The sequence below is a fragment of the Bacillus sp. FSL M8-0025 genome, from assembly GCF_037975475.1.
Classification (GTDB): domain Bacteria; phylum Bacillota; class Bacilli; order Bacillales; family Bacillaceae; genus Bacillus; species Bacillus subtilis.
Genome location: NZ_CP150258.1, coordinates 210,097 through 235,467, shown reverse-complemented (window position 1 = coordinate 235,467; position 25,371 = coordinate 210,097). Strand labels below are relative to the sequence as shown.

27 protein-coding genes and 1 pseudogene are annotated in these 25,371 nt (G+C 41.1%); 6 read left to right on the top strand and 22 right to left on the bottom strand.

What is annotated here, in order from left to right; translation table 11 throughout:
* Nucleotides 1-37: 37 nt before the first annotated feature.
* Nucleotides 38-286 carry a YbeF family protein gene (locus MKX38_RS01320; RefSeq protein WP_003234879.1) on the bottom strand — a complete coding sequence of 83 codons (249 nt, stop codon included), beginning with the start codon at nucleotides 284-286 and terminating at the stop codon, nucleotides 38-40.
* A gap of 296 nt (nucleotides 287-582) precedes the next feature.
* On the opposite strand from MKX38_RS01320, the gene glpT reads away from it, so the two are divergent.
* Together glpT and MKX38_RS01310 are read left to right on the top strand one after the other, a co-directional pair.
* Nucleotides 583-1,917, top strand: a complete 1,335-nt coding sequence (gene glpT, locus MKX38_RS01315; protein ID WP_003246460.1) for a glycerol-3-phosphate transporter — start codon at nucleotides 583-585, stop codon at nucleotides 1,915-1,917.
* Between the two features lie 98 nt (nucleotides 1,918-2,015).
* Nucleotides 2,016-2,897, top strand: coding sequence for a glycerophosphodiester phosphodiesterase (locus MKX38_RS01310; protein WP_003246382.1), 882 nt, complete (start codon nucleotides 2,016-2,018; stop codon nucleotides 2,895-2,897).
* 46 nt (nucleotides 2,898-2,943) lie between these two features.
* Here the strand turns inward: MKX38_RS01310 and MKX38_RS01305 are convergent, their stop codons facing one another.
* A complete protein-coding gene (locus tag MKX38_RS01305) occupies nucleotides 2,944-4,563 on the bottom strand; it encodes an APC family permease (protein WP_003246447.1) in 1,620 nt (539 codons plus the stop codon).
* Nucleotides 4,564-4,830: 267 nt separating this feature from the next.
* Between MKX38_RS01305 and MKX38_RS01300 the strand changes: the two genes are divergently transcribed.
* Nucleotides 4,831-5,091, top strand: a complete 261-nt coding sequence (locus MKX38_RS01300; RefSeq protein WP_003234883.1) for a hypothetical protein — start codon at nucleotides 4,831-4,833, stop codon at nucleotides 5,089-5,091.
* 40 nt (nucleotides 5,092-5,131) lie between these two features.
* Here MKX38_RS01300 and cypC read toward each other — a convergent pair whose 3' ends face one another.
* The gene (gene cypC, locus MKX38_RS01295) at nucleotides 5,132-6,385 is read right to left on the bottom strand and encodes a fatty-acid peroxygenase (protein ID WP_021481914.1); all 1,254 of its coding nucleotides are present in this window, start codon (nucleotides 6,383-6,385) and stop codon (nucleotides 5,132-5,134) included.
* A gap of 172 nt (nucleotides 6,386-6,557) precedes the next feature.
* On the opposite strand from cypC, the gene blaOXA reads away from it, so the two are divergent.
* A complete protein-coding gene (gene blaOXA / locus MKX38_RS01290; RefSeq protein WP_339188351.1) occupies nucleotides 6,558-7,361 on the top strand; it encodes a class D beta-lactamase in 804 nt (267 codons plus the stop codon).
* 26 nt (nucleotides 7,362-7,387) lie between these two features.
* On the opposite strand, the gene MKX38_RS01285 is transcribed toward blaOXA, so the two are convergent.
* From MKX38_RS01285 to MKX38_RS01270, 4 genes are all read right to left on the bottom strand, one after another.
* Nucleotides 7,388-7,579: a DUF5370 family protein gene (locus MKX38_RS01285; RefSeq protein WP_003234886.1), complete on the bottom strand. Its 192-nt coding sequence runs from the start codon at nucleotides 7,577-7,579 to the stop codon at nucleotides 7,388-7,390.
* A 16-nt stretch (nucleotides 7,580-7,595) separates the two neighbouring features.
* Nucleotides 7,596-7,844: a sigma-G-dependent sporulation-specific acid-soluble spore protein CsgA gene (csgA, locus tag MKX38_RS01280; RefSeq protein WP_003234887.1), complete on the bottom strand. Its 249-nt coding sequence runs from the start codon at nucleotides 7,842-7,844 to the stop codon at nucleotides 7,596-7,598.
* Between the two features lie 111 nt (nucleotides 7,845-7,955).
* Complete coding sequence (locus MKX38_RS01275; protein ID WP_015252942.1) at nucleotides 7,956-9,344, bottom strand: amino acid permease; 1,389 nt, start codon at nucleotides 9,342-9,344, stop codon at nucleotides 7,956-7,958.
* A 317-nt stretch (nucleotides 9,345-9,661) separates the two neighbouring features.
* The gene (locus MKX38_RS01270; protein ID WP_339188348.1) at nucleotides 9,662-10,846 is read right to left on the bottom strand and encodes a DUF4885 domain-containing protein; all 1,185 of its coding nucleotides are present in this window, start codon (nucleotides 10,844-10,846) and stop codon (nucleotides 9,662-9,664) included.
* A gap of 131 nt (nucleotides 10,847-10,977) precedes the next feature.
* Here MKX38_RS01270 and MKX38_RS01265 point away from each other — a divergent pair, with 131 nt between their 5' ends.
* On the top strand, nucleotides 10,978-11,835 hold the full coding sequence (locus MKX38_RS01265) for a hypothetical protein (protein ID WP_101501811.1): 858 nt from the start codon (nucleotides 10,978-10,980) through the stop codon (nucleotides 11,833-11,835).
* A gap of 85 nt (nucleotides 11,836-11,920) precedes the next feature.
* Nucleotides 11,921-12,691, top strand: coding sequence for a protein kinase (locus MKX38_RS01260; protein WP_017694962.1), 771 nt, complete (start codon nucleotides 11,921-11,923; stop codon nucleotides 12,689-12,691).
* Here MKX38_RS01260 and MKX38_RS01255 read toward each other — a convergent pair.
* The 15 genes and pseudogenes from MKX38_RS01255 to MKX38_RS01185 all read right to left on the bottom strand — a co-directional run bounded on the left by MKX38_RS01255 (nucleotide 12,676) and on the right by MKX38_RS01185 (nucleotide 25,350).
* Nucleotides 12,676-12,936 (bottom strand): hypothetical protein, encoded by a 261-nt coding sequence (locus MKX38_RS01255; protein WP_339188344.1) that lies wholly within the window; start codon nucleotides 12,934-12,936, stop codon nucleotides 12,676-12,678. The two genes, MKX38_RS01260 and MKX38_RS01255, sit on opposite strands and share 16 nt — an antisense overlap.
* A gap of 58 nt (nucleotides 12,937-12,994) precedes the next feature.
* On the bottom strand, nucleotides 12,995-13,981 hold the full coding sequence (gene ybdK / locus MKX38_RS01250; RefSeq protein WP_017694961.1) for a two-component system sensor histidine kinase YbdK: 987 nt from the start codon (nucleotides 13,979-13,981) through the stop codon (nucleotides 12,995-12,997).
* The gene (gene ybdJ, locus MKX38_RS01245; RefSeq protein WP_003234895.1) at nucleotides 13,978-14,649 is read right to left on the bottom strand and encodes a two-component system response regulator YbdJ; all 672 of its coding nucleotides are present in this window, start codon (nucleotides 14,647-14,649) and stop codon (nucleotides 13,978-13,980) included. Before ybdJ ends, ybdK begins: the two co-directional genes overlap by 4 nt.
* 1 nt (nucleotide 14,650) lies before the next feature.
* Nucleotides 14,651-15,628, bottom strand: coding sequence for an alpha/beta hydrolase (locus MKX38_RS01240; protein WP_015715154.1), 978 nt, complete (start codon nucleotides 15,626-15,628; stop codon nucleotides 14,651-14,653).
* A gap of 248 nt (nucleotides 15,629-15,876) precedes the next feature.
* Nucleotides 15,877-16,302, bottom strand: a complete 426-nt coding sequence (gene skfH, locus MKX38_RS01235; protein ID WP_003246390.1) for a sporulation killing factor biosynthesis/export protein SkfH — start codon at nucleotides 16,300-16,302, stop codon at nucleotides 15,877-15,879.
* A 4-nt stretch (nucleotides 16,303-16,306) separates the two neighbouring features.
* Nucleotides 16,307-16,822 (bottom strand): sporulation killing factor biosynthesis/export protein SkfG, encoded by a 516-nt coding sequence (gene skfG / locus MKX38_RS01230; protein ID WP_003234897.1) that lies wholly within the window; start codon nucleotides 16,820-16,822, stop codon nucleotides 16,307-16,309.
* Between the two features lie 46 nt (nucleotides 16,823-16,868).
* Nucleotides 16,869-18,284, bottom strand: coding sequence for a sporulation killing factor system integral membrane protein (gene skfF, locus MKX38_RS01225; RefSeq protein WP_003234898.1), 1,416 nt, complete (start codon nucleotides 18,282-18,284; stop codon nucleotides 16,869-16,871).
* On the bottom strand, nucleotides 18,277-18,996 hold the full coding sequence (skfE, locus tag MKX38_RS01220; RefSeq protein WP_003234899.1) for a sporulation killing factor ABC transporter ATP-binding protein SkfE: 720 nt from the start codon (nucleotides 18,994-18,996) through the stop codon (nucleotides 18,277-18,279). The genes skfF and skfE overlap by 8 nt, the downstream gene beginning before the upstream one ends.
* An 18-nt stretch (nucleotides 18,997-19,014) precedes the next feature.
* A complete protein-coding gene (gene skfC, locus MKX38_RS01215) occupies nucleotides 19,015-20,505 on the bottom strand; it encodes a sporulation killing factor biosynthesis protein SkfC (RefSeq protein ID WP_003246417.1) in 1,491 nt (496 codons plus the stop codon).
* Entirely contained in the window at nucleotides 20,502-21,734 is a 1,233-nt protein-coding gene (gene skfB, locus MKX38_RS01210) for a sporulation killing factor system radical SAM maturase (RefSeq protein ID WP_003234902.1), read from the bottom strand. The genes skfC and skfB overlap by 4 nt, the downstream gene beginning before the upstream one ends.
* A gap of 66 nt (nucleotides 21,735-21,800) precedes the next feature.
* Nucleotides 21,801-21,968: a sporulation killing factor gene (gene skfA / locus MKX38_RS01205; protein WP_009966416.1), complete on the bottom strand. Its 168-nt coding sequence runs from the start codon at nucleotides 21,966-21,968 to the stop codon at nucleotides 21,801-21,803.
* Nucleotides 21,969-22,439: 471 nt separating this feature from the next.
* Nucleotides 22,440-22,782, bottom strand: a pseudogene (locus MKX38_RS01200) (glutamine--fructose-6-phosphate aminotransferase); the annotation flags it as partial.
* 95 nt (nucleotides 22,783-22,877) lie between these two features.
* A complete protein-coding gene (locus MKX38_RS01195) occupies nucleotides 22,878-24,050 on the bottom strand; it encodes an MFS transporter (protein ID WP_339188341.1) in 1,173 nt (390 codons plus the stop codon).
* A 126-nt stretch (nucleotides 24,051-24,176) separates the two neighbouring features.
* Complete coding sequence (locus MKX38_RS01190) at nucleotides 24,177-24,479, bottom strand: metalloregulator ArsR/SmtB family transcription factor (protein WP_003234907.1); 303 nt, start codon at nucleotides 24,477-24,479, stop codon at nucleotides 24,177-24,179.
* A gap of 496 nt (nucleotides 24,480-24,975) precedes the next feature.
* The gene (locus tag MKX38_RS01185) at nucleotides 24,976-25,350 is read right to left on the bottom strand and encodes a DUF2294 domain-containing protein (RefSeq protein ID WP_003246482.1); all 375 of its coding nucleotides are present in this window, start codon (nucleotides 25,348-25,350) and stop codon (nucleotides 24,976-24,978) included.
* Nucleotides 25,351-25,371 lie beyond the last annotated feature (21 nt).

Here is a 25,371-nt window from a genome sequence, read left to right as displayed (position 1 = left end):
TGCTTTAGTCAACGATATGTTAGAAAGTGAGGTCTTTTTAATTTCCTGATTCCTTCCTTTTCCTTACCACAATCAATGTGATATAGGATAAAGCCAGAGAAACCAAGCTATAGACAACAGCCCATCCCAAAAATGATTGATTAAAAATGGTAAAGGTGAGCACAAGAGAAATCACCAAACTAAGCATTGGCATCAGATACGGGTTTTTACAAATACAGGTCCCGACAATCGATAGCAGCATAATTCCTAACGGTAAAATAAAGAATGCGATATCTAATTCATCCATCTTTAAACAGCCTCCCTCCAGATTTTTATGTTACTAGTAAAAAAATATAATTGCATTTAGTAAAAGGATAATATTCACTTCCCTAAGGCCCAATTTGAAAATTACCCGTTTACATTCGCTCCGGACTATGATAATTTAAGAAAGCGCTATCATGATAAGTTAATAGCTTGGATGGAGATGAGGAGAGCCAGGAATCCAACCCCTTTTGACAAGGGGTGTTTTCTGGCTCTTTTTGTTTTTCGGGAAAGGAGGCACGCCACACATCCAGCACAAACAGCAAAGGGGGATAATTATTAATGCTTAATATATTTAAACCGGCTCCTCATATTGAGAGACTGGATGATTCAAAGATGGATGCGGCATACAAACGGCTCAGACTGCAAGTATTCATTGGTATTTTCATTGGCTACGCAGGCTACTACCTGCTGCGGAAAAACTTTGCCTTTGCCATTCCTTATCTGCAGGAACAGGGATTTTCGAAAACAGAACTGGGTTTGGTGCTGGCCGCTGTGTCCATTGCGTACGGCTTCAGCAAATTCATCATGGGAATGGTGTCTGACCGCTGTAATCCGAGATATTTTCTGGCGACAGGCCTATTTTTATCAGCAATCGTTAATATTCTATTCGTTTCAATGCCTTGGGTGACTTCGAGCGTCACCATCATGTTTATTTTTATGTTTATCAACGGATGGTTTCAAGGAATGGGCTGGCCGCCATGCGGCAGGACGATGGCCCATTGGTTCTCCATAAGTGAACGCGGCACAAAAATGTCGATCTGGAATGTCGCCCATAACATAGGCGGCGGTATTCTTGCTCCGCTTGTCACTCTTGGGATCGCGATGTTCGTCACTTGGAAAAGCGTGTTTTTCTTCCCTGCCATCATCGCCATTATCATTTCATTTTTAATTGTTTTATTGGTTCGTGATACGCCTCAATCCTGCGGACTCCCGCCAATTGAAGAGTATCGGAATGACTATCCAAAACACGCTTTTAAAAATCAGGAAAAAGAATTAACAACAAAAGAAATTCTTTTTCAATATGTGCTGAACAACAAATTTCTTTGGTACATCGCTTTTGCCAATGTATTTGTTTATTTCGTGCGATACGGCGTGGTTGACTGGGCGCCTACTTACTTAACAGAAGCCAAAGGCTTTTCTCCTGAAGACTCACGCTGGTCGTATTTTCTTTACGAATACGCAGGCATACCGGGAACGATCTTGTGCGGCTGGATCAGTGACCGATTCTTCAAAAGCCGCCGGGCACCGGCAGGCGTTTTGTTTATGGCGGGTGTTTTCATTGCCGTATTGGTGTACTGGCTGAATCCGGCCGGCAATCCGCTCGTGGACAATATCGCCCTGATCAGCATTGGCTTCTTAATCTACGGACCTGTTATGCTGATCGGCCTTCAAGCAATTGACCTAGCACCGAAAAAAGCAGCCGGAACTGCAGCCGGTTTGACCGGATTTTTCGGATACATCGGCGGATCCGCCTTCGCAAACGCCATTATGGGCTTTGTCGTGGACCGTTTTAACTGGAACGGCGGCTTTATCATGCTGATCTCATCCTGCATTCTTGCCATCGTCTTCTTGGCTTTGACGTGGAATACAGGAAAACGGGCAGAGCATGTTTAAGAAAGACACATAAAAGATTAATAGTTTTCCAACACGCCGTTTACATCCGTTTTTTATTATGAAAGACAGGTAGTGCTTATCTATAAGGAGGAGAAATCATGAGAAAAAATAGAATACTGGCCTTGTTTGTTCTGTCGCTGGGCTTACTCTCATTTATGGTAACGCCAGTGTCGGCAGCGTCAAAAGGAAACCTGCTGTCACCTGACCGTATCCTGACCGTCGCGCACAGAGGGGCTTCTGGATATGTGCCTGAGCACACGATTCTGTCTTACGAAACCGCTCAGAAAATGAAAGCTGATTTTATTGAATTGGATCTGCAAATGACAAAAGACGGAAAATTGATTGTCATGCATGACGAAAAACTGGACCGCACCACAAACGGAATGGGTTGGGTGAAAGACCATACGCTCGCAGACATTAAGAAGCTTGACGCCGGTTCTTGGTTTAATGAAGCCTATCCGGAAAAAGCAAAGCCGCAGTACGTCGGCCTTAAAGTTCCTACATTAGAAGAGGTATTAGACCGTTTCGGAAAGCACGCGAACTACTACATTGAAACAAAATCGCCTGACACCTACCCAGGTATGGAAGAAAAACTGATCGCTTCTTTGCAGAAACATAAATTACTGGGAAAGCATTCTAAGCCAGGCCAGGTGATCATTCAATCGTTCAGCAAAGAAAGCCTGGTAAAAGTCCATCAATTACAGCCAAACCTGCCGACCGTTCAATTGCTGGAAGCCAAACAAATGGCGTCAATGACAGATGCTGCCCTGGAAGAAATCAAAACATACGCTGTCGGTGCGGGCCCGGATTATAAAGCTTTAAATCAAGAAAACGTCCGTATGATCCGCAGCCACGGCCTCCTGCTTCATCCTTACACAGTCAATAATGAAGCTGATATGCATCGCCTGCTTGATTGGGGCGTAACAGGAGTGTTCACCAACTATCCTGATCTTTTCCACAAAGTAAAAAAGGGTTATTAAAAGCAAAAAACCTTGCGACAACTATCGCAAGGTTTTCTTCTATATTTTATTCTTTTCCGGCAGCAGCTTCTGACTGTCCATTAAGCAGCTGAGAATTTATCTCTTTCGCATCCTTTAAGTATTCTGTCTGGTAGCCGCTCTTCAGCGCCCACACATAGAATACAAGTGATACCATCGCAATCAGAACCATATCCCAGCCATAATGAATGACATTCAGGCCGCCGAATTTATCACTGCCCAAATAAGAAATGACCATCATGGCCAGCAGATAAAACACCATCCAGACGCCGGCTTTAAAGTTCCGGCCAAACCCTTTCCATTTCGCCTTCGCCTGATAATAGAAATAAATCGGAAGACCGATCAGGATAATAAACAGGACCTGCCCTGTTAACGGCCAGCGCGCCCAATACAGCACCAGTGACGCGAAGATAAATCCAAGCGGCGCAATCACGTTTAAGCCTTTTAAACGAAGAGGCCTGTACAGGTCTTTCCCCGTCCGTCTCAATGTCATGACTGTGATCGGGCCGGTGATATAAGAAATTAACGTAGCAACGGAAATAATTTCCGCTAATACGCCCCACCCTCTGAACAGGAACAAAAAGATGAACGACACAATCAAGTTAAAGAACATTGCTTGTCGCGGAACGCCGTAAATCGGATGAAGCTTCCCGAATATACTCGGCATGTATTTGTTTTTTTCCATTCCGTAAATCATTCGGGACGTTGTCGCCGTATACGTAATCCCTGTTCCAGACGGTGATACAAATGCATCCGCATATAACACAATAACTAGCCAGTTAATATTCAGCGCAATCGCCAGATCAGCAAAAGGAGAATTAAAATTCAGATGGCTCCAGCCGTGAGCAATATCAGAAGGATTCACAGCTCCAATGAAGGCGATCTGCAGCAGGACATAAATCACTGTCGCAACGAAAAGAGAGCCAACAACCGCAATCGGGATTGATTTCCCCGGATTTTTTGCTTCACCCGCCATATTAATCGGGCTTTGGAAACCATTAAACGCAAAAACGATACCTGAAGTGGCAACCGCCGTCAGCACACTTGCCCAGCCATTCGGCGCAATGCTTTGACCGCCAGTAAAGTTTTCTCCGTGGAATCCGACAAACAGCAAAGCTCCAATCGTAAGACCCGGAATAATAATTTTAAAAATCGTAATTAATGAATTCGCTTTCGAAAATAGATTGACTGTCCAGTAGTTCAGCAGAAAATAAATGAGAAGCAATACAGAGGCAAACGCTAGTCCTTCCCCAGTCAGCGTTCCATTCTTCACCAAACCGCTTGTCCATTTCGCCCATTCCCAAGGCCAAGAACTCATATATTGAACGGAGGCCACCGCTTCAACCGGAATGACGGACACAATCGCAATCCAGTTGGCCCAGCCCGCAATAAAACCGATAAACGAACCGTGTGAATATTGCGTGTATTTGACCATTCCCCCCGCTTCAGGGAACATAGAACCTAGTTCACTATAAGAAAGAGCAATAAATAAAATGACGACCATTCCAATAACCCATGAAATAATAGCAGCTGGTCCTGCTATTTGAGCCGCACGCCAAGCCCCGAACAGCCAGCCTGAACCGATCATCGACCCTAGCCCGACCATCATGAGGGAAAACGTTCCCATTCTTCGATGCAATTGATTCATATCGTAAACACCTTTCATGTATGATGACATTCTCTTGCTAATTATATTATTATTCTGATTACTTTACTTTGTCAATATTTATCGAATTTTGACTGAAACTATAATAAGTCAATGTATATTACCTTCCAATACAGGAATGAAGTCACTAGTTTCTTCTTAAATGGAATTTACTGTTAATCCCGACGATAAAAACACAATAGGTTTAGCTATTTCCAAAACGGGAATGATACAGGAAACACTATTCTTAAAATAGAAAGGAGTATCACCATGAAACAAAAGCTGTTACTTTCAGGTCTCGCTGTTTCAACTGTCGGCATCACTTCTTATCTATTAAAAGACCCGTCAAATCGCCAAAAGGCAAGAGAATTCATTCACAGCATGAAGATGAAAATAACAAAACAGCCCGATATGGAAACGTTCCCAGTTGATAAAGCCGGCCACCCGGACCCGCAAGATATCGAGGATAACAAAATGGTATCAGAAGGCTCCATGTATCCCGTCCAATACTACGATGAAAAAAAGAAGTAATCAAAAAGCTCTCTTCGATAAAGGAAGAGAGCTTTTTGATTTAACTTTTTCGTCTGATTCCGCTCATTACGAAGCCGCTTTCAGGCAATGACGGCATTCTGGCGAGACTGTAATGCAGTGATTGTTCCGGAACATCGTATTCAATCTGATGGACGAGGAAATCCAGGCTCGCTTTCATGACTTCAATTGTAATGCCTTCCCCTGGACAGCGGTGGCCTTTTTCGGCGTGTCCCCCGCCTTGAGGAATCATATCAAACGGATTTTCTTCCCGCTCCGCAAATCGTTCCGGCCGGAATTCATCGGGATGATCCCATAGACGAGGGTCGTGGTTCGTTCCATATACATCAAGCAGCACCGATGTGCCCTTCTTAAACTCACAGTTATTCCATACAAAATCTTTTTTGACAAGCGCCCCTAAAAACGGGCCGAACGGATAATATCTGCGGACCTCCTGCACAAACATTTCTCTTTCCCGGCTGTTTCCAGACCGCAGCCATTCCTTGTACTTCGGATGCTCATGAAGCGCCAAAGCTGAAAACACAAGAAAGTAAGAAATGGCGACAATAGGCCGGAGTACATTAATCAGCTCAATGGCTGCCATGCGGGAATCCAGCTGGCTTCCATCTTCTTGTGTGTGAAAAGCCATTTCATGCAGCGCTGTTCCGGGAGTCGTTTTCAGCAAGCCGGCACGAGCATCTTCAATCATGACTTCAATCCACTCTTCCGCACGTGGCCTTGCTCTTCTTCCCTTCCAATGCCGCGGTCCCACAGCACCGAACGCGTCGACCATGTCAATGAAGTCATCCGCTCTCTCTTTGACTTCCGTTTCCTTCAACGGAACACCTGCCCAATAGCACGCTACCCGGCACAGGATTTCTTTTGCTTCCTCAAATAACACAACCTCATCTGCCTTCTCCCATCTTGTGACTGCTGCTTTCCACTCCTCTGTCATCAACTCAGCCAAACGTTTTTGATGCGGCGGTGTCATCAATGACAGAAAAAGCATCTTCCGATGGATATGCGCGCTGCCATCCATTCCCTGAATCGCATTAACACCAAACAGCGATTTCTGCACCCGCTTAGGCAAAGCGTTCTGCCGCTGGAATCGATCCGTATCATAAAACACCTTCGCCGCCTCAGCGCCAGTCATGCAAATAAAGTTTTTTCCCAACAAACGGGCCTGAAACAGATCTGAATTGTAGCGCTCTGTTCTGTTTTTAATAAATAAATACCCTTCCTTCAGCAGCGTCAGGCTGTTATCGAGACTTTTGTCATGTGGAATCTGCTCATTCATCCGCTTACCCTGCCTTCCTTTTTACCCTCTATTTTCACGTTATCTTCCGAATATAAACCCAGTAACAGTATTTGTTTACAAAACCAAATTTAAGCGCTTTTTGATTATTTTTTAAAGGAAGAACAAATGAAAGAGAGAAAAGGTAGTTAATCAAAACAAAGGGGAGAACAAAATGAAAAAATGGATATATGTTGTGCTTGTGCTGAGTATTGCAGGGATCGGCGGCTTCTCCGTCCACGCAGCGTCATCTGCTCATGAAAAATACTTGAATGTCAGCAGAATGAATGTCGATGATGAATTCAAGGATACGGATGGAACCTTCATTCTTCACGATTTACAAAAGGAGCAGACATTTGTCTATAACAGAAAACGGGCAAATCAAAGACAAACTCCGCAATCCACCTTTAAAGTCGTGAACGCTTTAATCGGTTTGCAGGTCAAAGCTGTAAGAGATGAATACAATGTTAAACGATGGGACGGGGTCAAGCGTGAATTCGAATCATGGAACCGCGACCATACGCTTGGCTCGGCCATGCGTGAATCCGCAATCTGGTATTATCAGGCATTAGCGAGAGATATCGGCGAGGAAAGAATGAAAACATGGCTTCATACACTATCTTACGGCAACAAGGATATCAGCGGGGGAATTGACCAGTTTTGGCTGCAAAGCTCGCTCACAATATCTCCGCTGGAACAAGAAACCTTTTTGGAGAAACTATTTAAAGAGGAGCTTCCATTTGACAAACCGGTGATGAAAACCGTCAAGCGCATGATGATTCAAGAGGAAGGCGATCATTACACGCTCTACGGGAAAACCGGAACCCGCCTGACTGATATGGGATTAGGATGGTTTGTCGGATTCATCAAAACAGAGCATGGCTCTTATGTCTTTGTCACCAATGTCGATGATTCCGGCACAAAAGCCAAAAACATCACCGTGGATATCCTGAAAAAGTATGGCCTGATCACATCCTAAATAAAAGAGCCCTGCACGGCAGGGCTCTAAATCTCATGCTCAAAACAATAATGATTCACAAGCTCTTCAATCAAATCATGATCGGGATATTCCCCGTTAAATTCAAATTCGATTTCTTCCACAAACTCTCCTTGATGGTACACATGGATGGCTCCGTTTTGACGGACAACGCTAAACTCCGGCTGAAATGTATATCCGCTTCGTTCAATTGCTCCCATTTCTTACCCGCCTTTCTCAAAGCAGTAATTCATACACCTCGTTTAATTCCTTGGCCCGTTTTTGATCCTGTTCATTCTGGGCATACTTAATTTCTTTTTCTAATACATGGTTCAAAAAAGACATTTCATTATCATCTAAGTCTTTTACAAATTCCTCTTCATTTGCATAACGCTTCGCCAGCATCTTCTTGCAAATACGCTGGCAGACTTCATTTTCTAGATGATTCGAAAGTGATTCGCGCAAATAACCGAGTGTAACATCCATTTCATGAACACCTTTCCTTCTGCTATCTTTACCCTATAGCTTGCTAAAATAGGGAAAATCCATACGCGAAAAATAAAAAAAGAGACATCCGTGAATGTCTCTTTTTTATCGTTATTCAGCTGCTTGTTCGCTTTTTGTCAAATTGGCCTGCGTGCGTTTGCCAATCCCAAACACATAATAACTAATGACCACAAGCGCTAAGAAAATTACGCCTACAATCAGAGAGATACGAGTATCATCGTTAAACCACATGCCAACCAGAACCATCAGCAAGAAAGCAATCGTCAAATAGTTAGTAAAAGGAGCAAACGGCATTTTGAATGGATGTTTATCTAATGCAGCACCCTTCGCTTTTCTGAATCCGATATGGCTGATCAAAATGATAAACCAAGGAATCATCCCTGGGAGCACGCTTGCGCTGTATACATAGACAAAGATCTTCGGCGGCGCGATATAGTTCAGTACAACACCGACAGCCAAACCGATCAGCACCGCAATTGTGCCATACAGCGGCACACCATTGCGTGAAATCTTCTTAAAGAATTTCGGTGCTTGTCCATTGACACCCAGTGTATACAGCATGCGGCCCGCGCTGAAAATACCGCTGTTACAGCCGGACATTGCCGCAGTAATCACGACAAAGTTAATAATGCCGGCCGCTGCCGTAATTCCGATTTTCGAGAACGTAGACACAAACGGACTTCCGAGTGAGTTGAGCTCATCCCAAGGATACACCGTCACGATCACAAAAATAGCGCCAATGTAGAAAATCAAAATACGCCAGATAATACTTTGAATCGCATTTCTTAGCGTGTTTTGCGGATCCTTTGCTTCACCCGCTGTAATCCCGATCAGCTCAACTCCTTGATAGGCCGCAATGACAAGAGACAGTGCAAAGAAGAAACCTGAGAAACCTCCTGCAAAGAAGCCCCCGTGAGACCACAGGTTCGACAAACCGATCGCATCTCCGCCATTGCCAAAACCGAAGAAAATAATTCCGATTCCCGCAATAATCATCAAGATAATCGTCACGATTTTAATCATCGCAAACCAAAACTCAAATTCCCCAAACGACTTAACAGAAATTAAATTCGCCGCACCAAGAATCACCATTGCCACGATACCAGGTATCCAAGCAGGCAAATCCGGGAACCAATACTTCATATAAGAACCGACAGCGATAATTTCTGACATGCCGACGATAATCCACTGGAACCAGTTGCTCCATGCTGTTATATAACCTGCCATCGGATGAATATATTGATGGCCGAACGTCGCAAAAGAACCTGTGCTCGGCTCGACATACAGCATTTCACCCATCGCACGCATAATAAAAAAGATAAAAATTCCGCATATTGCATAAGCCAGAAGGACAGATGGACCAGTCCATGAAATCGTGCTGGCAGAACCCATAAACAAGCCAACACCGATCGTACCGCCCAAGGCGATCATCTGAATATGGCGCGCACCCAGGCCCCTCTTTAATTCTTTATTTGCCACTCCTCTTCCTCCTCCTAACAAAATACTCATAAATGAGAAAACAGCAGACCTGCTTGCCTTCACATGAATCAGTGATAACAATCAGAAAATTCAAACTTAAAATTGTTATATAATCTCCTAAATTACTTATTTCATCATAATAAATTTCTCTGGAAAATACAATTGTTTTTTTCAGGTAAACACCTTTGTTCAGAGTTTTGAATCGTTCACTTCTTTTAAAATCTTTTATATAAAAATAATAAAATTGTTTGAATATTGAAATTAATACCCCCCTTAGATTCTCATAAAAAATAAGCTGTTCTACATGAACAGCTTACCTAATAATTCACACCCGTTTGACGCTTTAATGCTTCAAGCCACCCGGTATCTCCGGTCCCATAGCTCTTGCTTTGTCCCACATCTCTCAGAGATCCATTGCTGTAATCAATTGATAGGATGAAATCCGGAATGGCATTATACCCGGCTTCCGCGATTTTACTGAGCTCTGAACGATAGTAAGATATAGCATAAGAAGCCGTTTGTTTCTGCACTGGATCTTTTTCAAGTTCTTCTTTATAGACGTCTAATAAGTCACGTCCATCAGGCGTGACATACCGCCCATCAATCACTTCTAAATCCTTCAAATGGTAGCCTGTAACTTCGTACATCTCACGAGCAGCCTGATACTTTTGATAGGCCTCTTCGGAAAATTGTGCTGAATCACTGCTTTGGCTTTTCATGATGTGCAAAAATAGTTCTTTGCTGTTGTCTCCAGATTGCAGCACTTGCTTAATCTGCTTGATCAGATCCTGATCGTCTGTCCCGCTTACCCGCACCTGATAGTCAATCGGTGTGATTGTAAACGTCAGCTCTGTCCCCTCTGGAATATGAATATGGTTTCGATTCAACAGCACTTGCAGCTGCTGGTTAACCTGTCCCCGCTGATACACCTTTTCATTCTCAGCTTCCACTTCCCCATGAAATGTGACATTCCGAAACGCAGCATCCTGAAGGTTATAGTTTTGCGCCTTCCCTTTGAATAACCATTCTGTTTCATTATCGTAAGCGGCCTGTCTTTCTGCAGCTGACAGATCACTTCTGAAATAAGGAGACTTTGAATTTTGGTACTTATCCTTAATATAGCCTAGGGGATCAGACTTTGTTTTGTTAATCGCATTCATCCTGCTGTATTTTTCATCTAGTATTTTGGTTCTGATATCACTCTCAGATTCATAGGGGTTTTGGGATTGAATCACTGTTTCTTCCCCTGTGTCTGTCACTGTTCGATCATTCGCTGATTGATACACTTTGCTGAACGTCCCGCTGTTTCCCGACACGCTGGTTTTAGAATAATTGAACTGATTGATTCCCCCAGTTGAAGATTGTGATTTAAGCCTGCTGTATGCCTTTTCCAGAACTGCCGCTGGATTTTCAGTCGCATTCTCCCGTTTGGCAGGCGCATTCTTGCTCAATATGTTCTGTGCCATCAGCTGAGTGCGTATAAATTGCCGATTCAGACGCATTGAATTCCCTCCCGAGTATTCTCTCTTATTCTTTTTTATCGACAAAGATAATGTATATATTAACCTCAAAAAACATTTATTTACACCCAAATCGTTATTATGTATGATGGAAATAAAAGGAGGTTGTTTGCATGGTGAAAAAATGGCTTATTCCATTCGCTGTTATGCTGTCTGTCTTATTCACCTTTACGTATTCGGCATCAGCTGCCGGAGTCACTGCTATCACAGGAAACAATTCATTTGATACCGCAATGCCGATCGGTTATTGGAAATATAAAAATATCGATACAACAATACTGGAAGCTGGTCAAGATGAAGCCTATTTCACTTTTACGGCTAATAAGGGAGAAAGAGTATACGTGAGGAGTACATACCAGAGCGCGTATACAGGGATGAAAATTGAAATTTATGATAAGAATAGAATACCTGTTTCTCAAGGGACAGAAGTCATTAACCCTAATACGTTTTCTTCTTTTATTTATGCAAATGCAGACGCCCAAAACACGACAGATACCTTTTATGTGAAAGTGTCACGAGGCACCTATACCGGAAACATGTATTTTACACTTTCAATTGAAGACCGAATCAAATCAGGCAGCGGAACGTTCCAATTCAGCGGCGTTGCTGAAAATAAAGGAAATACAAGCCTTAGCCCCTCAGGTTCTGACTCCAGCGTGATCAAGGTTGATTTAACAAACCAATCTGGGATACCGCGTGATGCCATTGTAACCAGAGTTCAGACAACCGCCACTCAAACACCAAGCCAGGGAAATACACGCCACCTGATCATGACGAGCGAAAACAACGAATGGCGCCGTGCTCTTGTAAACAGCTCGACTTCAGGGTCTTATGATATCTCTTTGTCAGATCAACTCAGTGTGGCAAAGGTATGGAGTTTTAAATATAATACATTAGCGACAGCCAGATCGACGATGAGCAACGTAAAAGCAAAAATAGATTATGAATACGACGTGACAAAGCAGTTTTAACTTATACCGAGCCGGTTATCCGGCTCTTTTTTATTCTCAGTCTAGAAGGTAAACTATAGTCAGTACAACCAAGGGAAGTGCAGACATGGCATTAAAACTTCTAAAAAAACTGCTATTTGACCGCCCTCTAAAGAACGGCGTTATCTTAAATCATCAATACAAAATCGAAGAGTGCCTCGGTATGGGAGGCTACGGTTTGGTTTATTTGTGCACCGATATCCTAACTCAAACACCTTATGTCTTAAAACAGCTTCGGCCGACAAAAGCGAAAAAGGAAAAAGAGAAAGTCCGATTCCAACAGGAAATAAAACTGCTCAATAGCATTCACCACCCGCAAATTCCGGGCTTCATAGATGAGTTCATCATAGACGGACAGGCTTATTATGTCATGCAGTTCATTGAGGGAGAGAATATAGAAGAATTATTATTTTTTCGAAAACAGCCGTTCACAGAGCTTATGGCATTACAACTGATTTCGCAGCTGCTTGAGATTATAGAATACCTGCATGATCGCCTTATCTTCCACAGCGACATCAGAACGCCTAATATCATCATCAATGACGGCAGGCTCTGCCTCATCGATTTCGGCCTTGCCAAACAATTGACTCCTGAAGAAATGGAGGAAATAAAGGTACGAAAACAGGATGACTTCTTCGATCTCGGAGAAACGCTGTTATTCCTGCTGTACTCTCAATATAAAGGAAAAAAGAAGAAAAACGGCACTTGGCTGGAGGAATTAACACTGACAAAGGAAGTAACCTTGCTGCTGAAAAGATTATTGGGCATTGAGGAAGAGTATCAGCACACCGCTTCCATTCGCGAGGATCTAAACCGGGCCATTCAATCGGTCACATAAAAAAACCCTTGTCCCAAAAGCGGAACAAGAACTTTTTTTGGATTAACTGCTGCTGTAGCTCCGGCGTTTGTAACGATGACTGCCGCCATAACGGTCGTAGTGTCTTCTTTTGCCCGAGCTGCTGTAGCTGCGATAATGTCTGCGCCGGCTGCTGCTGTAATGCCGGTGTCTGCGATATCGGTCACTAGAACTGCTTGAGAGGTACTTAATCGTTTTGATGATTTTTTTAAACATATGCTGTTCACCCCATTTCTTTCTCCCTATTATATAAATTTTATAGGAGAAAGAAAAACATCAGCGGGGTCACTCTTTTGAAAACAAGAACCCCGTTCCGCTATCATTTGTATGCAGCTCATAAGTAATCGCAAGCAGCCTGCATGTATCCTCAATAATCTTTAATCCAAGTCCCTCACTGCTCTCATTCCGATCAAATCCAATACCGTCATCACGAATAAAAACATTGTCATGTTCAATCGTGACTTCCATCTTTTCAGCTTTTGAATGCTTTAACGTATTTTGAAAAATATTATCAAACAGCCTTTGCATCCATAACGCGTTGCTCATCCATATCACATCTTGATCTGCCGCCTTATAGTGCAGCTCAATCCCACTCATACTGTATAAATAATCCCACTTTTTCACCGCTGTTTCTAATAGCTCGTTTAGACGCACTTCTTCATTTACAATATAAGAGCTTTCCAGCGTCTCAGCGGAATATAGATTGAATTCATTGGTTAATTCCGAGATATATTCGATTTGCTGATACAATGATTCGAATACAGCCTGACCATGACATTGGTCTTCCAAATAAAATAACTGCAGCCTGAGAGCCGTTAAAGGTGTATTAATGTCATGCCGCAGTTTTTGCAAAAGCTCCTTTTTGATTTCCTCTTGCTGTCTCAGCTCCAGTTCACGATATGTCGTCCGTTCAATTAACAAATTGACCGACTTGATCAGTTCCCCGATTTCATCAGCACGCTTCACTTCAATTTTATCGGGCACCCTTTGATCACTCGCCAAATGCCGAATGGTTTGATTTAATAGATTGATTTTATGCAACAGAGAATGAATCGACTTTGAAAATAAAAAAGCTAACAATAAGAGCGATATCAAAAATACAACGATCATTGCCGGGTACGCAAACGACCTGTGAAAGGGCATACCATGATTCATCGGTTTAAACATGCTGTCATAAATAACAGACATCAAAACACTGACCGCCAGCAACAGCATCGGAACACTAATGACAGCCGTAAACAATAACAACTGATATTTTGTCTTGAGCTTCATTTCTTCACAACGGTATTCAGCCGATACCCTTCTCCATATATATTTTCAATCATCTCACCCGCTTGATCATTGATTTTAGCTCTGATTTTTTTAATATGCACATTGACAATATTCGGGTTTCTATCTTCGAGCTGCCATAGATATTCAAAGAAATGTTCCTTTGTCAGGATACTGTCTCTATTTTCATATAAATAAAAGAAAATTTTCCGCTCAATCGCAGTAAATAATACCTCATCATGCAGGCTTTCATTGAACACTTTTTTCGTTACCGCATCAATATACAAATGTTTGATTTGCGTAAAGGTCCCATAATGATGCTCAAGCATATTCCGCATTCTTAATAGCAGCTCTCTCGGATCAAAGGGCTTTACCATATAATCCTCGCCGATCTGCAAACCTTGAAGCTTGCTGTCCATGTCATTGCGGGCTGAGAGAAAAATAACCGGAATGCCCAGCCCCAGCTTTTTGATTTTTGCAGACATTTGATACCCGTCTTCACCCGGCAGCATCACATCCATAATGACCAAATCCACCTTCTGAATCACCGAAAGCACATCCGCTCCATCTGTTTTCCATATCACACGATATCCCTCACGCTGCAAAATCTTTTGCAGCAAATCACCAATCATCACATCGTCCTCAACGATTAAAATACGATAACCCTTCATCCTAGCGAACCTTTCTCATAAACTCCATGGAAAGTTTATATATTTGATCAGGCTGATATAAATAAATACTGTGTGTTCCCCTCAGTTCCTTTATATCGGCAGTATTGAATTGAGCCGCAAACGCTTCATAGTCTTTTCGGTTTTGTATAGCATACTTTGAATGTCTATTTTGGTCAGAGACCGCATCTAAAATCAAGACGGGAGTTTCCTTTGGCGCCGGCAGATTCACAGATTTGCTGCCGTTTTGGTAAGACTGTAAAAGCTCATGCTCCATATCTGCATTAAAAAATTGCTTAAAGTTAATGGCTTTATAGATTTCTTTTTCTTCATCAGTTAAAAACGACTGCCGAATCACCTCAGGATTATATACAGCGGAAGGCATAAACCGATGAAAACCAATCGAGGTTAACAGGTGGAACCCTCTCACTTTCAATCTGTCAACTCCGCTCAATTTATACGTGACGTACTGCTGGGGCAATCCAATATCCATCGCAATAATGGCCTTGATTTCCTTAGGATATTTCTGTGCCCAATACATCGCTTCAATCCCGGATATCGAATGAGGCATTAAAATATAAGGAGGCTTATTTCCGCTTTTCATAAGCGCTTTCCTCGTCTGTTCCAATACTGTATCAATATCTCTGTCATCGTGAGACACTTCACTGTATCCATAACCTGCCCGATCTACAACAGCAATCTTATTTTCTTTTGAAAACTTGCTGTACAGCCCCTTCATTTCATAAGCAGGCGCAGCAATCCCCGAACCGGACATAAACACAAACGTATCCTTCCCGCTTCCCTCTTGATACACATTCATCTTTTTCCCGTCAACATCGACTACTGTGCCTTTACCTTTCAGCAGTGCCGCCTCCTTATTTAGCTGGAAATGGTGATAAATAAATACCGAGACGGATACAAGCAAAACCAAGGCAGCCAAGCTGACAAAAACAATTTTTAGGACTTTCCATAATGTTTTCATATGATGCTCCTTTCACGTGATACTGAAAGGATACAATATGAAAATAAATTTCTGATTAACTTTGGAACAGTTTTATTTTCACATTTAACTTTGCCCTTACGGAAAGGTGTACATTTGGAGCATAGCAGAACATTTGATGAATTTACCTACTAATAAAAAAATATTTCATTAAAAAACCTTCCTGCTTATAGGAAGGACCGTTTCATCATAATATTCAACCGTTTGTCGCACATACAAGACGGAAAATTTCACAAGCCTGCAATCTTTTTTAACATCTTATCCCAACCAACATCTCCCATCGTTTTAGTAATGATCTGACCGTATTGACTTAATAGACAAAAGCTGGGGATGCCTTGTACGTGACAAGTTGTGACGATCTCATAGTTTTGGTCTAATACAATCGGAATAGCTAGTCCCCTATCAAGAGCATACGTCAAGACAACCTCCATAGATTTCTCTTCTTCTATATAGGGGACATGTACTCCGATTACTTTCACATTCATATCCTTTATATCTTGAAGGACTTTGTCTGTTAATTGGTGACAGTTTGGACAGCTCATTGACCAAAAATAAAGAAGAAGATATGTGTCACTTGGAAATGTAAAATCATTCTGTGATTGATTCAACCATGGTAAATGACTTGGCCATTCAGTCAACATTTGTTCATCTTTCATCCTTTCAGTCCTCCTTATCTTTCAGCTGAAAAGCAATCAGCTTTCCTAACGCCTCTTCAGCCGCAAACGGAGCAACTATTCCTGAAGGATGTTCATGCTCGTATTTTAGACATTTATACATCTTAGGTTCAATGCAAGACGGATCAATCCATGCAATACACCAAGATGCCCAAAAGCACGATTGCCCTTCACTTTCTTGAGCGATTTTGATGACAAAGGGCAGACTGGGCTTCCCGATTCTCATTAATGAAATCGCCGCTGCCATTCTTGTATCTTCGGCATGACTTTTTAATAAACATGATAGCTCCTCCGCTGCTTCACTCGCGTCTTCCCCAAACTCACCTAAAACAGCTGCAGCAATATTACACAAAGAGCCTTCCTCTTTTAAGGCCTCAACCAAAACTGGTATTGCATCTTTTCCCGATTTCTTTAGCTCACCTATCGCTTGAACAATTGTGATCTCATTTGTATTCGCTAAATTCTGAACAGATAACGACAATTTATCACCATTTGAATTCATAAAAGAGCCCCTCTCCTCGTTTTAAAACAATAACTCTACATAACCACTATCTGAAACGATAAAACAGGCACCAACTTAGGCTCCCTATGCAGACGACCACCACTAATGTATACCAGTCAGCAGTCAATAAATGAATGACATACAAACAAATGCCGCTCAGGCCTAATGCCATAAAAAATGACTTGTAGTATTGAGGCAATGAAAGCTTAATATCGTTTCGGTTTGTATGGGTAAAAGCAAAAAGCCTTATTGTCATGAACCATATATATATCCCTAAGCCATATATATACCAATAAACTAAATTCCCAACTGCCATAAAAGTAATAGAAACACAGTAAAGAATATACAACCAGACTGTATTCGTCAGCTCTAGAATAATGATTTTTTTCCAAAGGGCACCGGGGAATAAATGAAGGGTGCCTGATTGAGAATGTCTGACAATTCCTGAATAATAGGAACTTAACATGACTGCCGAGACGATAAGAAAGAAAAGAAGATAAAACCATTCTGGATACATGAAAATGACGACATAAAAGACGCCACTGAGCATGACCGTATGAATGCTATGAAAAAATAAATATTTTTTAAAAAGCAACAGTTCCAACCACAGAAAAGACCAAATGCCATTTAGACCTTGCAAGCCCCACCAAGTCGTTTTTGGTTTCTGTATAATTTGACCTGAACCAAATTGACGTTCTTGAAATTCCTCCCAGAATTCAGCTTCTTTCACCAACGATTCCTTCATTTCTACCTGACGGCTCGTAAAAGCAATTGTCATAAAAGAGACTGTGATAATCCCAATAAATACAACCACATACAACGGTGACAATGTATCAAACACTAATCCAACGCCACTAATAAAACGGGCAATGCTCTCCCATATCCCAGATGAATGTTGGAGAAAGAAGAAGCGATAAAGACATATGGAGTAAATGCCTAACATTAGAAGAAAGACTAAAACGTATACCCTTTTCATTTTCTTCACTGTTCTGGCACAAGAGACCGACATCAACCACACTTCAGCGATAAAAAAGAGCCCTACAAAAATTATGGATCGGCCTAATAAATTGATATGATCACCAGACAGAAGCACAATTAATACATCACCGAATATGGCTGAGATGATCCAAAGCAACGCCTTCCAAGTGACGCTGAAAAATAAAACACTATACACAACTTTTGAAAAAGATGTGGCAGTGCCATAAAGCCATATAATATCTGCCATTTGACTTGGTAATCGATTTGAAAAAAGTCCAAATGCCGTATAAAGGATAAAAACACCTGTAAGTACCCAACCAGCAATACTCATATCCCATGTCGTAGATCTAGAAACAAAACTTACTTGAAATCCGATGGCCCCAACAAAAAGGAGCATGATCAAAAAAGGCATTTTTTTTTCCTGACCTTGACTTACAAAACGCCTTTTTGACTGAAGCCATAAAAAAGAAATGATATTATTCATCTGACCATTCCCCTAGAAGACGAATCACTTCTTTTCTCCATTCCGCTTGTTCTTCGAATTGAGGAACATACAAATCCTGCATGAGTTTGCCGTCTCTAATTAATATCACCCTGTCTGCTGTCTCTATAACAAACTCTAGACTATGAGTTGATACAAATGCTGAACACCCTTGATCGGTTTTAGTTTTTAACCAGTTAGAGAGCCACTGTTTTGATGGGATATCAAGGCCCACAGTCGGTTCGTCTAATATATACAGCAAAGCGTCTTGAACAATCGCCCCCGCCAGGACAACCCGCTGCTTTTGGCCTCTTGACAGCTGACCACACAATTGGTTTGCTTTCTCCTCCAAGTGCACTTCCTTCAATGCATGATAAACCCTTTCTTTTACATCTTTTTTACCTGGATGATATCCTCTTGCCCTAAACTGAATATGTTCAGCAGCAGTTAAAGCGGGATACAAATATGGCTGATCAGGAATAAGCGCGACTTTTTTTTGAACATTTATATCTCCTGGAGGAGAACCCTCAATGAGGATATCTCCTTTATCCGGCTTATAGAGACCTGTCAAACATCGAATTGTCGTTGTTTTTCCAGCTCCATTTGGCCCCAATAGCGCCACGATTTCTCCTCGTTGAATTGAGAAAGACAAATGTTCAACCCCATCACCATTTCGATAGCATTTGCTTAAATTTTGTACTTGCATCAATTGCATCAAATCTTCTCCTAATCATTAGAGTGAAGTATGCTTTGGCTGATCATGATGCATATGTTTCTGAAGCTTGAACTGCCACAGCGGCATACAGACGAGTACTAAATTATGAATGAAATGAGCTACTAATACACAAATAAAACCAAATTTGATGAAGAGAACTCCCAGAAAGCAACCGAATATAAATAGATGCAGCCAACGTATCCACCTTGGGTCATATCCAGTTACTTGGTGCATCACCGCCCATAAAAAGGAAGATACAATAATGGAGATGAGGATATTTCCACTCATCCACCAAATGACTGGAATCATTAATAGCCGATAGATGACCTCTTCTCCAATTGAACTTTGTATGCTCATATTCAATCCTTGCCTAAAGGTAAAACCTGATAGAAAGACAGTTCGGTTAGAAAGCTCAGGTGAAATTCGTAAATATTGCTTTTTCTCCAATAAGTTAAACAGCAGAGAAGTCACTCCTAAACTAATGAGCCCTGCTCCTATTCCATAGAAAATCTGAACTATTGGTTGTTCAAACGTTTTCCATCCAAAATCACCAGCAAGCGCATTTCCTGCCAATGAACATATAAATACTACAAATCCTGTTAATAATCCTGTAAGAAGTGTAGACAAAATACCTAATAAACTGACCGTTTTGACACTCATTCTTGCATCATAAGCATTTACAATTGTTAATTGAATATCTTCTTTCAGCGTCAATGACTGGCATATTATAATCAACAAACCCAGAACAAGACTGAAGATTATGCTTGTTTGCACATCCATAAATACAAGGATGAGAATCGCAAGGATCATCGCTAAAGCTGAACCCAGCATACCAGATACTCCGAATGTCGATTCCACTTGTTCATCTCGAATGACTTTACTCATTTGATCTGTTAGTATTTCTTGTTCAGTACCAATATAAGAAATTCGGCCGCCCTGTAATTCAACAGTCACTTTGAGCCGAATATCTCCCGCTTCCGCTATGTACCAATAAGTACTGACCTCGCGAAAATCCTCCTCTTTTTTACCAGTACCAGTCATATTTGCTCTAGACCAAAGTCCATCAGGTGAAGCCATTAACCTCTGCTTGAGTGTCTCTGGAGAAACTTGTTCAAACTTCCCCGAAAGGGTTTTTTTCGGAACATCCGCATAAAAAAAAGTGATTTCTCGATTGGCATTGACACCAACTACAAATGATTGATTCTGGTGAACGAAACGGACTCTCCATGATTCGACCAACCCAACATCATATAAAACCTTTCTATTTTTCTTAAGTATGCCTAAGTGATGAAGTTTATTTACTGTATCGTGGTCATACCAATATACTGAATAAAAATCCCAGTTCTCTACATCTATCCCAACAAACTCTTTTATAAATTGAATGCTTATTTCTTTTGCCTCATCTTTGCTTAAGAGTAGTGAAGCAATTGTTGGGGGTTTGAATTTAATAAATAACAGTAATCCAACAACTGCTAAAATACTCCAGAACACCAATGATAGACTATTCATTCCTGAATCCCTGCCTTGACTTCTTTTTGAAAAGGTAAGTCCGGTTCAGATAGCTCAATTTTCCCTATACATTTGCAATTTTTTGCTTCACATTTTAACTGAAGCAAACGAGCAGGTGAACCAATGTCAGCCATGCTATCTTCTAAAATATGCCCTAGCGGCAAATCTTCTAATTGGCAAGGAGTTACGTATCCATCTGCTCTTATATACCAAGCAAGATATCCTGGTGTACAAAAATCTGTTGTGAACGAACTCTCTTCGTGCTCCCAATCAATTATGTTCAGGCGATCTCCCCATTTATGACGTGCTTCCCTAAGCTGTATTTGAACCATTTCTTCAAAATCAATATCCAAAGCCTTAAAGCCTTCTGTCGCACGTCCAACAGATAACGTTTTTCCTGCACGAAAGATAAAAGCACCCGCATTGGCACATTGCTCCACCACATCTGATACTTCATCAGCATTGGACTCATTAATGGTCATAGCGACAATCACTGGAATGTTTGCTTCTGATAATTTTTTAATGGTATTCATACTTTCTTTAAAGCCGCCTTTTCTGCCTCTTAATTGGTCATGTGTATTATCCATACCATCAATACTAATCTGTACAGAAACATTGCCTAAGTGACTAAGTAATTCAACTTCTTCATCTCGCCAGTTCAATCCATTACTAAATACATTCACATTGGTAAACAACGAACTTGCAACAACGACTAATTCTTTAAACCCTTTGATCAGCTTTGCTTCACCCCCGGTCAGCGTAATATCAGCAACTCCATGGGCTGCTAGCTTTTGCATAACCAATATCCATTGTTCACTAGATAATTCCTCAGGATATGGTTTACCTGAGCTGGCATAGCAAAACGAACAGCTTAAATTACAAGCATTTGTCAACTGTAAGGTACAACTAATAGGTAAATATGAATCTAGCGAACCCGAAACGTGTAAAGGCTGATCTAACAGCCCTTCCGTCCAAGCCTCCGTAAATGGATGGGCACTAAGCTCTTCTTTTAATTGGTCAGCACTCATCTCTTCTTTTTTCATAATCTCCCAAATACGTGCCGTTTTATGAAGATTTTTGTTTTTTGATAACAGAAACGCCAACTGTGCTCCACGTCCACTGAGTCTGAAATAAAACATACTTTTTCTATCAATCATTACAGCACCATGAGGCTGTAAATGAACCGCTAACTCTGGCAAATCAAAATCTTTAACACGATCATATGACATATAAAATCCCCCTTAAGAGAAAATAAGGAGTATAAGCAAATACGCTCAACTCCCTATTCTCAAATGTTAAATAGCTCTCATAGCAGGATGCGGAAGTGCACAAACACGTGTCATAGCAATACTCTTCGAGGCCCAACAGCCCATGCAGCCAGCAGCTTTCACAATCGAAGTACCTCCCGGCTTCATAAGTCCTTTTTTACTCACAGATTCCCATTCTTTTTGGTTTCTTTTCATAAGTAAACCTCCTCTCAATTTTTGCATAGAGTCTATTGACATAGCTCCCATGCGATACGATAATACCAGATTGCAATTGTCGAAGTAAGGGGGATTTTGTATATTATCCTAAAAATTACATTAATTAGTATAAATAGAATATTTTAACCCTTTAAAAATAGAAAAGCTGACAAGCTATCCTCTCGAGAAAAACAGGAGCTCACCCCTAATTTTCCACTTATGTTTTGAATATTTTCTTGTTCTATAAACAAAACGTCAAAAAGACGGTCCATTATGTTATAAAAATTCTGATTCCTAATAGATTGACAAAAAATCTCTTCGAGGAAATTAAATCAAGAGATTATTTTCAAATAAACTTTAGTGATTAAGAAAGCAATGACTTTGGTTAAATGAATGAAGTCTCCTGTAATTTAAATCAAATATCTATACTAAAAACCCCTTCGGCTAAAATATCCAGAGGGGTTAAACATCTTACTCCACAGTAACACTCTTCATTACGCTGCTTATCGACATCACAACCGAGATGCAGGGCAGCATTAGTAAGCAATCAGCTGCAATCGACAACGGAAACAGAGCAAGCGCTGTGTTTACTTCCGGCAATACGAATCTGTCATCCGCATTGTCTAGGCCTTTCAGCGAGATGATGCAAGTGTTTACTCCCCAAGTGGCAACTTCCTTGACGTTTACGCGGATGTTCAGGTTTACGTTCTCTTGTGTTTCCAGTGTTCGATCAAGGCAATCGTACTGTACTTCAGCTCGCCGCGGCAAAGCCTTAAGAAATCTCATTCAGCTTCAGTGCACCTTCGACACATACAGAACGATGTCGGCCCTTGGAAGACTCATGCATGGACTGACTACGCTAAAAAAAACACCCGCTTGTATAACGAGCGGATGTTAGATCTTTCGAAATTATTGATTGATATCTTTTAGCGCTTGTTTCGGTTGCGAATTGAAAATCAGCAATGATGTAATAATGGCAATCATAATCCCTAACGCACCAACCCAGGTAATCGAGGCCAATGATATGTTTTCCACAAAAACCCCTCCTATTCCTGCGCCGACCGCCATGGCGAATTGCATCATTGACTGATTCATGCTAAGCAAAACACCTGACATTTCCGGTTCTATTGTAGCCAGGTGAAATTGCTGTGTCGGACCTGTAGACCATGCGGCAAACGACCATAATATGAGAATCACCAACACTCCGATATAGGAATGAGTGACAAGTGACAGCAGAATCAGTGTGACGATATGCAATGTCATCCCGCCAACGAGTGTAAAGGGTACTCCCCATTTATCGGTGCTATATCCCCCAAACTTTGATCCAACCAAACTGGCAATTCCAAATATAAGCAAAACACCGCTAAGCAACTTGCCATTTATACCTGAGATGTTCAAGAGATACGGTGACAAATAAGTGTAAGCAACAGAATATCCCCCGAGCCAGAAGAAAGTGATTGATAATCCCATAGCCACTTTCCGTTTTTTGAAAAGAGCAAGCTGTTGAAGCAAAGGCACAGGCTTATCCCCTTCAGTATGCGGAAGAGTAAAGAAAATAACGACCATTGCGATCAATCCCAACAAAGCAATTGCTCCAAATACAGACTTCCAGCCTAATGCTACTGCTATCATTCTTCCAAGCGGAACACCAATGATTAAAGAAGCGGTAAATCCCATCACGACCGTAGCGATGGCACTTCCCTGCTTCCCTTCCGATGCAATCTTAGCGGCAATCGTTAATGCGGTGACAACAACCACACCTGCTCCCATCGCCATAATGATCCGCGCTGCAATAAACCATCCATAACCAGGCAGTACAAAAGCCAGGACATTACCGAACACAAACAAACCTAGGGCATACATCATCAATTTGCGTCTATCCATACTTGCTGTCAACGCCATAAGTATGGGTGTAGAAAGAGCATATACAAGTGAGAAAATGGTAATAAGCTGGCCCGCGGCAGCTAAAGTGATCCCGAGAGTATGAGCAATTTGATCCAAAATTCCGGAAATGATGTACTCTGAGGTTCCAACTAAAAAGCTGACAATGGCTAAAATATAAATTTTCCAAGTGTTAGACATAAAACATTCACTCCTTAATTATTAATAAACATATCACGAATTATCGATATGTTATTATAAAAAATAAACACATCGTAATATGTCGATATGTATGGTGTAAAAATAAACATCTTTTGATGTTTATTTTTATATCTCTGTTTTAAGAAAGTCAGCAAGTTTCCCAATGGCTTCTTCATCTCTTTTGTAATACGTGTACTTTCCGATTCGCTCCGCCTTAATTAGGCCGGCTCTTAAAAGGATGGTAAGATATTGAGAAGCTGTCGATTGCGTCATTTTCAATTTGTCTGTTATTTGACTGACACATACCCCGATTGTGTTCATATCAATCCCTTCATGGGGTGCAAAATGACGATCGGGCTCCTTCAGCCATTGTAAAATTTGCAGCCTTGATTCATTTGATAAGGCTTTGAATACTTCAATTGGTTCCATATCGATTATTATATCGTTATATTTCGATATGTCAATCCGTTTTTTGGATATATTTAATTAAAGGTTTATCTCTGACTAATTCCGTGAAATGAAACTGAAGACAGCATATCAATTTTGTTCACCGCTTAAATTTATCATCAAGCTTTACGAAATTGGTCTCATAATCATTTCACAAAACACTTGGGTGAACCTGGCAGGTGACAAGGATGTTTTCAATTAAAATGAATTTAATATTGTTCAAGTGACTAATCACCAGCATCAAATTCATGTATTTAAAATAGATGTAAAAAAACATCCGCTCATAACAACAGCGGATGTTAGATCTTTCGACAGGAATAACAAGTCAGTGTACTATGAATTGACATCTCTTTATGTCCGCTTAGGATATGAATAAAAGTTATCAATGATGCCATAATTGTAAAACAAAAGAATCGGCATTTCTTTATGTTCAATTCACAACAAATTCCATACCGTCAAAACATTTATTTTCTTTAGATTATAAGATCTTTTCCAAATTTTTCTCTAGATCATTACATAATTTAAATACCATCACTCGTTCACCTGTCCGGGAGCTTAAATCAGTATGAAAACTTTTCACTTTTTCTCCGGTTATTTTTAAGATAATATCCTTAAGGCCTTCTATACCTGATTCGACTAACTCCGAACGAGTTTGTTTGATAGATAACATACCCTCTTTTGATCCACAAACTACATATTCAGCTGGTGTTAAAATCCCTTTTAAATTGACGATGATCATGTCCCGCAGTATATCAGTCTTAACAGATACAGACCCCCGCCCAAGATAATCCTTCTCCCATTGAGTAATGGACTTACTGATCTCTGATTCAATAGAACCCTTCGACTTTTTCATATCTAATACATCTCCTGAGCA

What these genes read in the sequence shown, in the direction of transcription:
- MKX38_RS01320 (WP_003234879.1), bottom strand. Translation starts at nt 286, where the DNA reads ATGGATGAATTAGATATCGCATTCTTTATTTTACCGTTAGGAATTATG.
- glpT (WP_003246460.1), top strand. Translation starts at nt 583, where the DNA reads ATGCTTAATATATTTAAACCGGCTCCTCATATTGAGAGACTGGATGAT.
- MKX38_RS01310 (WP_003246382.1), top strand. Translation starts at nt 2,016, where the DNA reads ATGAGAAAAAATAGAATACTGGCCTTGTTTGTTCTGTCGCTGGGCTTA.
- MKX38_RS01305 (WP_003246447.1), bottom strand. Translation starts at nt 4,563, where the DNA reads ATGAATCAATTGCATCGAAGAATGGGAACGTTTTCCCTCATGATGGTC.
- MKX38_RS01300 (WP_003234883.1), top strand. Translation starts at nt 4,831, where the DNA reads ATGAAACAAAAGCTGTTACTTTCAGGTCTCGCTGTTTCAACTGTCGGC.
- cypC (WP_021481914.1), bottom strand. Translation starts at nt 6,385, where the DNA reads ATGAATGAGCAGATTCCACATGACAAAAGTCTCGATAACAGCCTGACG.
- blaOXA (WP_339188351.1), top strand. Translation starts at nt 6,558, where the DNA reads ATGAAAAAATGGATATATGTTGTGCTTGTGCTGAGTATTGCAGGGATC.
- MKX38_RS01285 (WP_003234886.1), bottom strand. Translation starts at nt 7,579, where the DNA reads ATGGGAGCAATTGAACGAAGCGGATATACATTTCAGCCGGAGTTTAGC.
- csgA (WP_003234887.1), bottom strand. Translation starts at nt 7,844, where the DNA reads ATGGATGTTACACTCGGTTATTTGCGCGAATCACTTTCGAATCATCTA.
- MKX38_RS01270 (WP_339188348.1), bottom strand. Translation starts at nt 10,846, where the DNA reads ATGCGTCTGAATCGGCAATTTATACGCACTCAGCTGATGGCACAGAAC.
- MKX38_RS01265 (WP_101501811.1), top strand. Translation starts at nt 10,978, where the DNA reads ATGGTGAAAAAATGGCTTATTCCATTCGCTGTTATGCTGTCTGTCTTA.
- MKX38_RS01260 (WP_017694962.1), top strand. Translation starts at nt 11,921, where the DNA reads ATGGCATTAAAACTTCTAAAAAAACTGCTATTTGACCGCCCTCTAAAG.
- ybdK (WP_017694961.1), bottom strand. Translation starts at nt 13,981, where the DNA reads ATGAAGCTCAAGACAAAATATCAGTTGTTATTGTTTACGGCTGTCATT.
- ybdJ (WP_003234895.1), bottom strand. Translation starts at nt 14,649, where the DNA reads ATGAAGGGTTATCGTATTTTAATCGTTGAGGACGATGTGATGATTGGT.
- MKX38_RS01240 (WP_015715154.1), bottom strand. Translation starts at nt 15,628, where the DNA reads ATGAAAACATTATGGAAAGTCCTAAAAATTGTTTTTGTCAGCTTGGCT.
- skfH (WP_003246390.1), bottom strand. Translation starts at nt 16,302, where the DNA reads ATGAAAGATGAACAAATGTTGACTGAATGGCCAAGTCATTTACCATGG.
- skfG (WP_003234897.1), bottom strand. Translation starts at nt 16,822, where the DNA reads ATGAATTCAAATGGTGATAAATTGTCGTTATCTGTTCAGAATTTAGCG.
- skfF (WP_003234898.1), bottom strand. Translation starts at nt 18,284, where the DNA reads ATGAATAATATCATTTCTTTTTTATGGCTTCAGTCAAAAAGGCGTTTT.
- skfE (WP_003234899.1), bottom strand. Translation starts at nt 18,996, where the DNA reads ATGCAATTGATGCAAGTACAAAATTTAAGCAAATGCTATCGAAATGGT.
- skfC (WP_003246417.1), bottom strand. Translation starts at nt 20,505, where the DNA reads ATGAATAGTCTATCATTGGTGTTCTGGAGTATTTTAGCAGTTGTTGGA.
- skfB (WP_003234902.1), bottom strand. Translation starts at nt 21,734, where the DNA reads ATGTCATATGATCGTGTTAAAGATTTTGATTTGCCAGAGTTAGCGGTT.
- skfA (WP_009966416.1), bottom strand. Translation starts at nt 21,968, where the DNA reads ATGAAAAGAAACCAAAAAGAATGGGAATCTGTGAGTAAAAAAGGACTT.
- MKX38_RS01195 (WP_339188341.1), bottom strand. Translation starts at nt 24,050, where the DNA reads ATGTCTAACACTTGGAAAATTTATATTTTAGCCATTGTCAGCTTTTTA.
- MKX38_RS01190 (WP_003234907.1), bottom strand. Translation starts at nt 24,479, where the DNA reads ATGGAACCAATTGAAGTATTCAAAGCCTTATCAAATGAATCAAGGCTG.
- MKX38_RS01185 (WP_003246482.1), bottom strand. Translation starts at nt 25,350, where the DNA reads ATGAAAAAGTCGAAGGGTTCTATTGAATCAGAGATCAGTAAGTCCATT.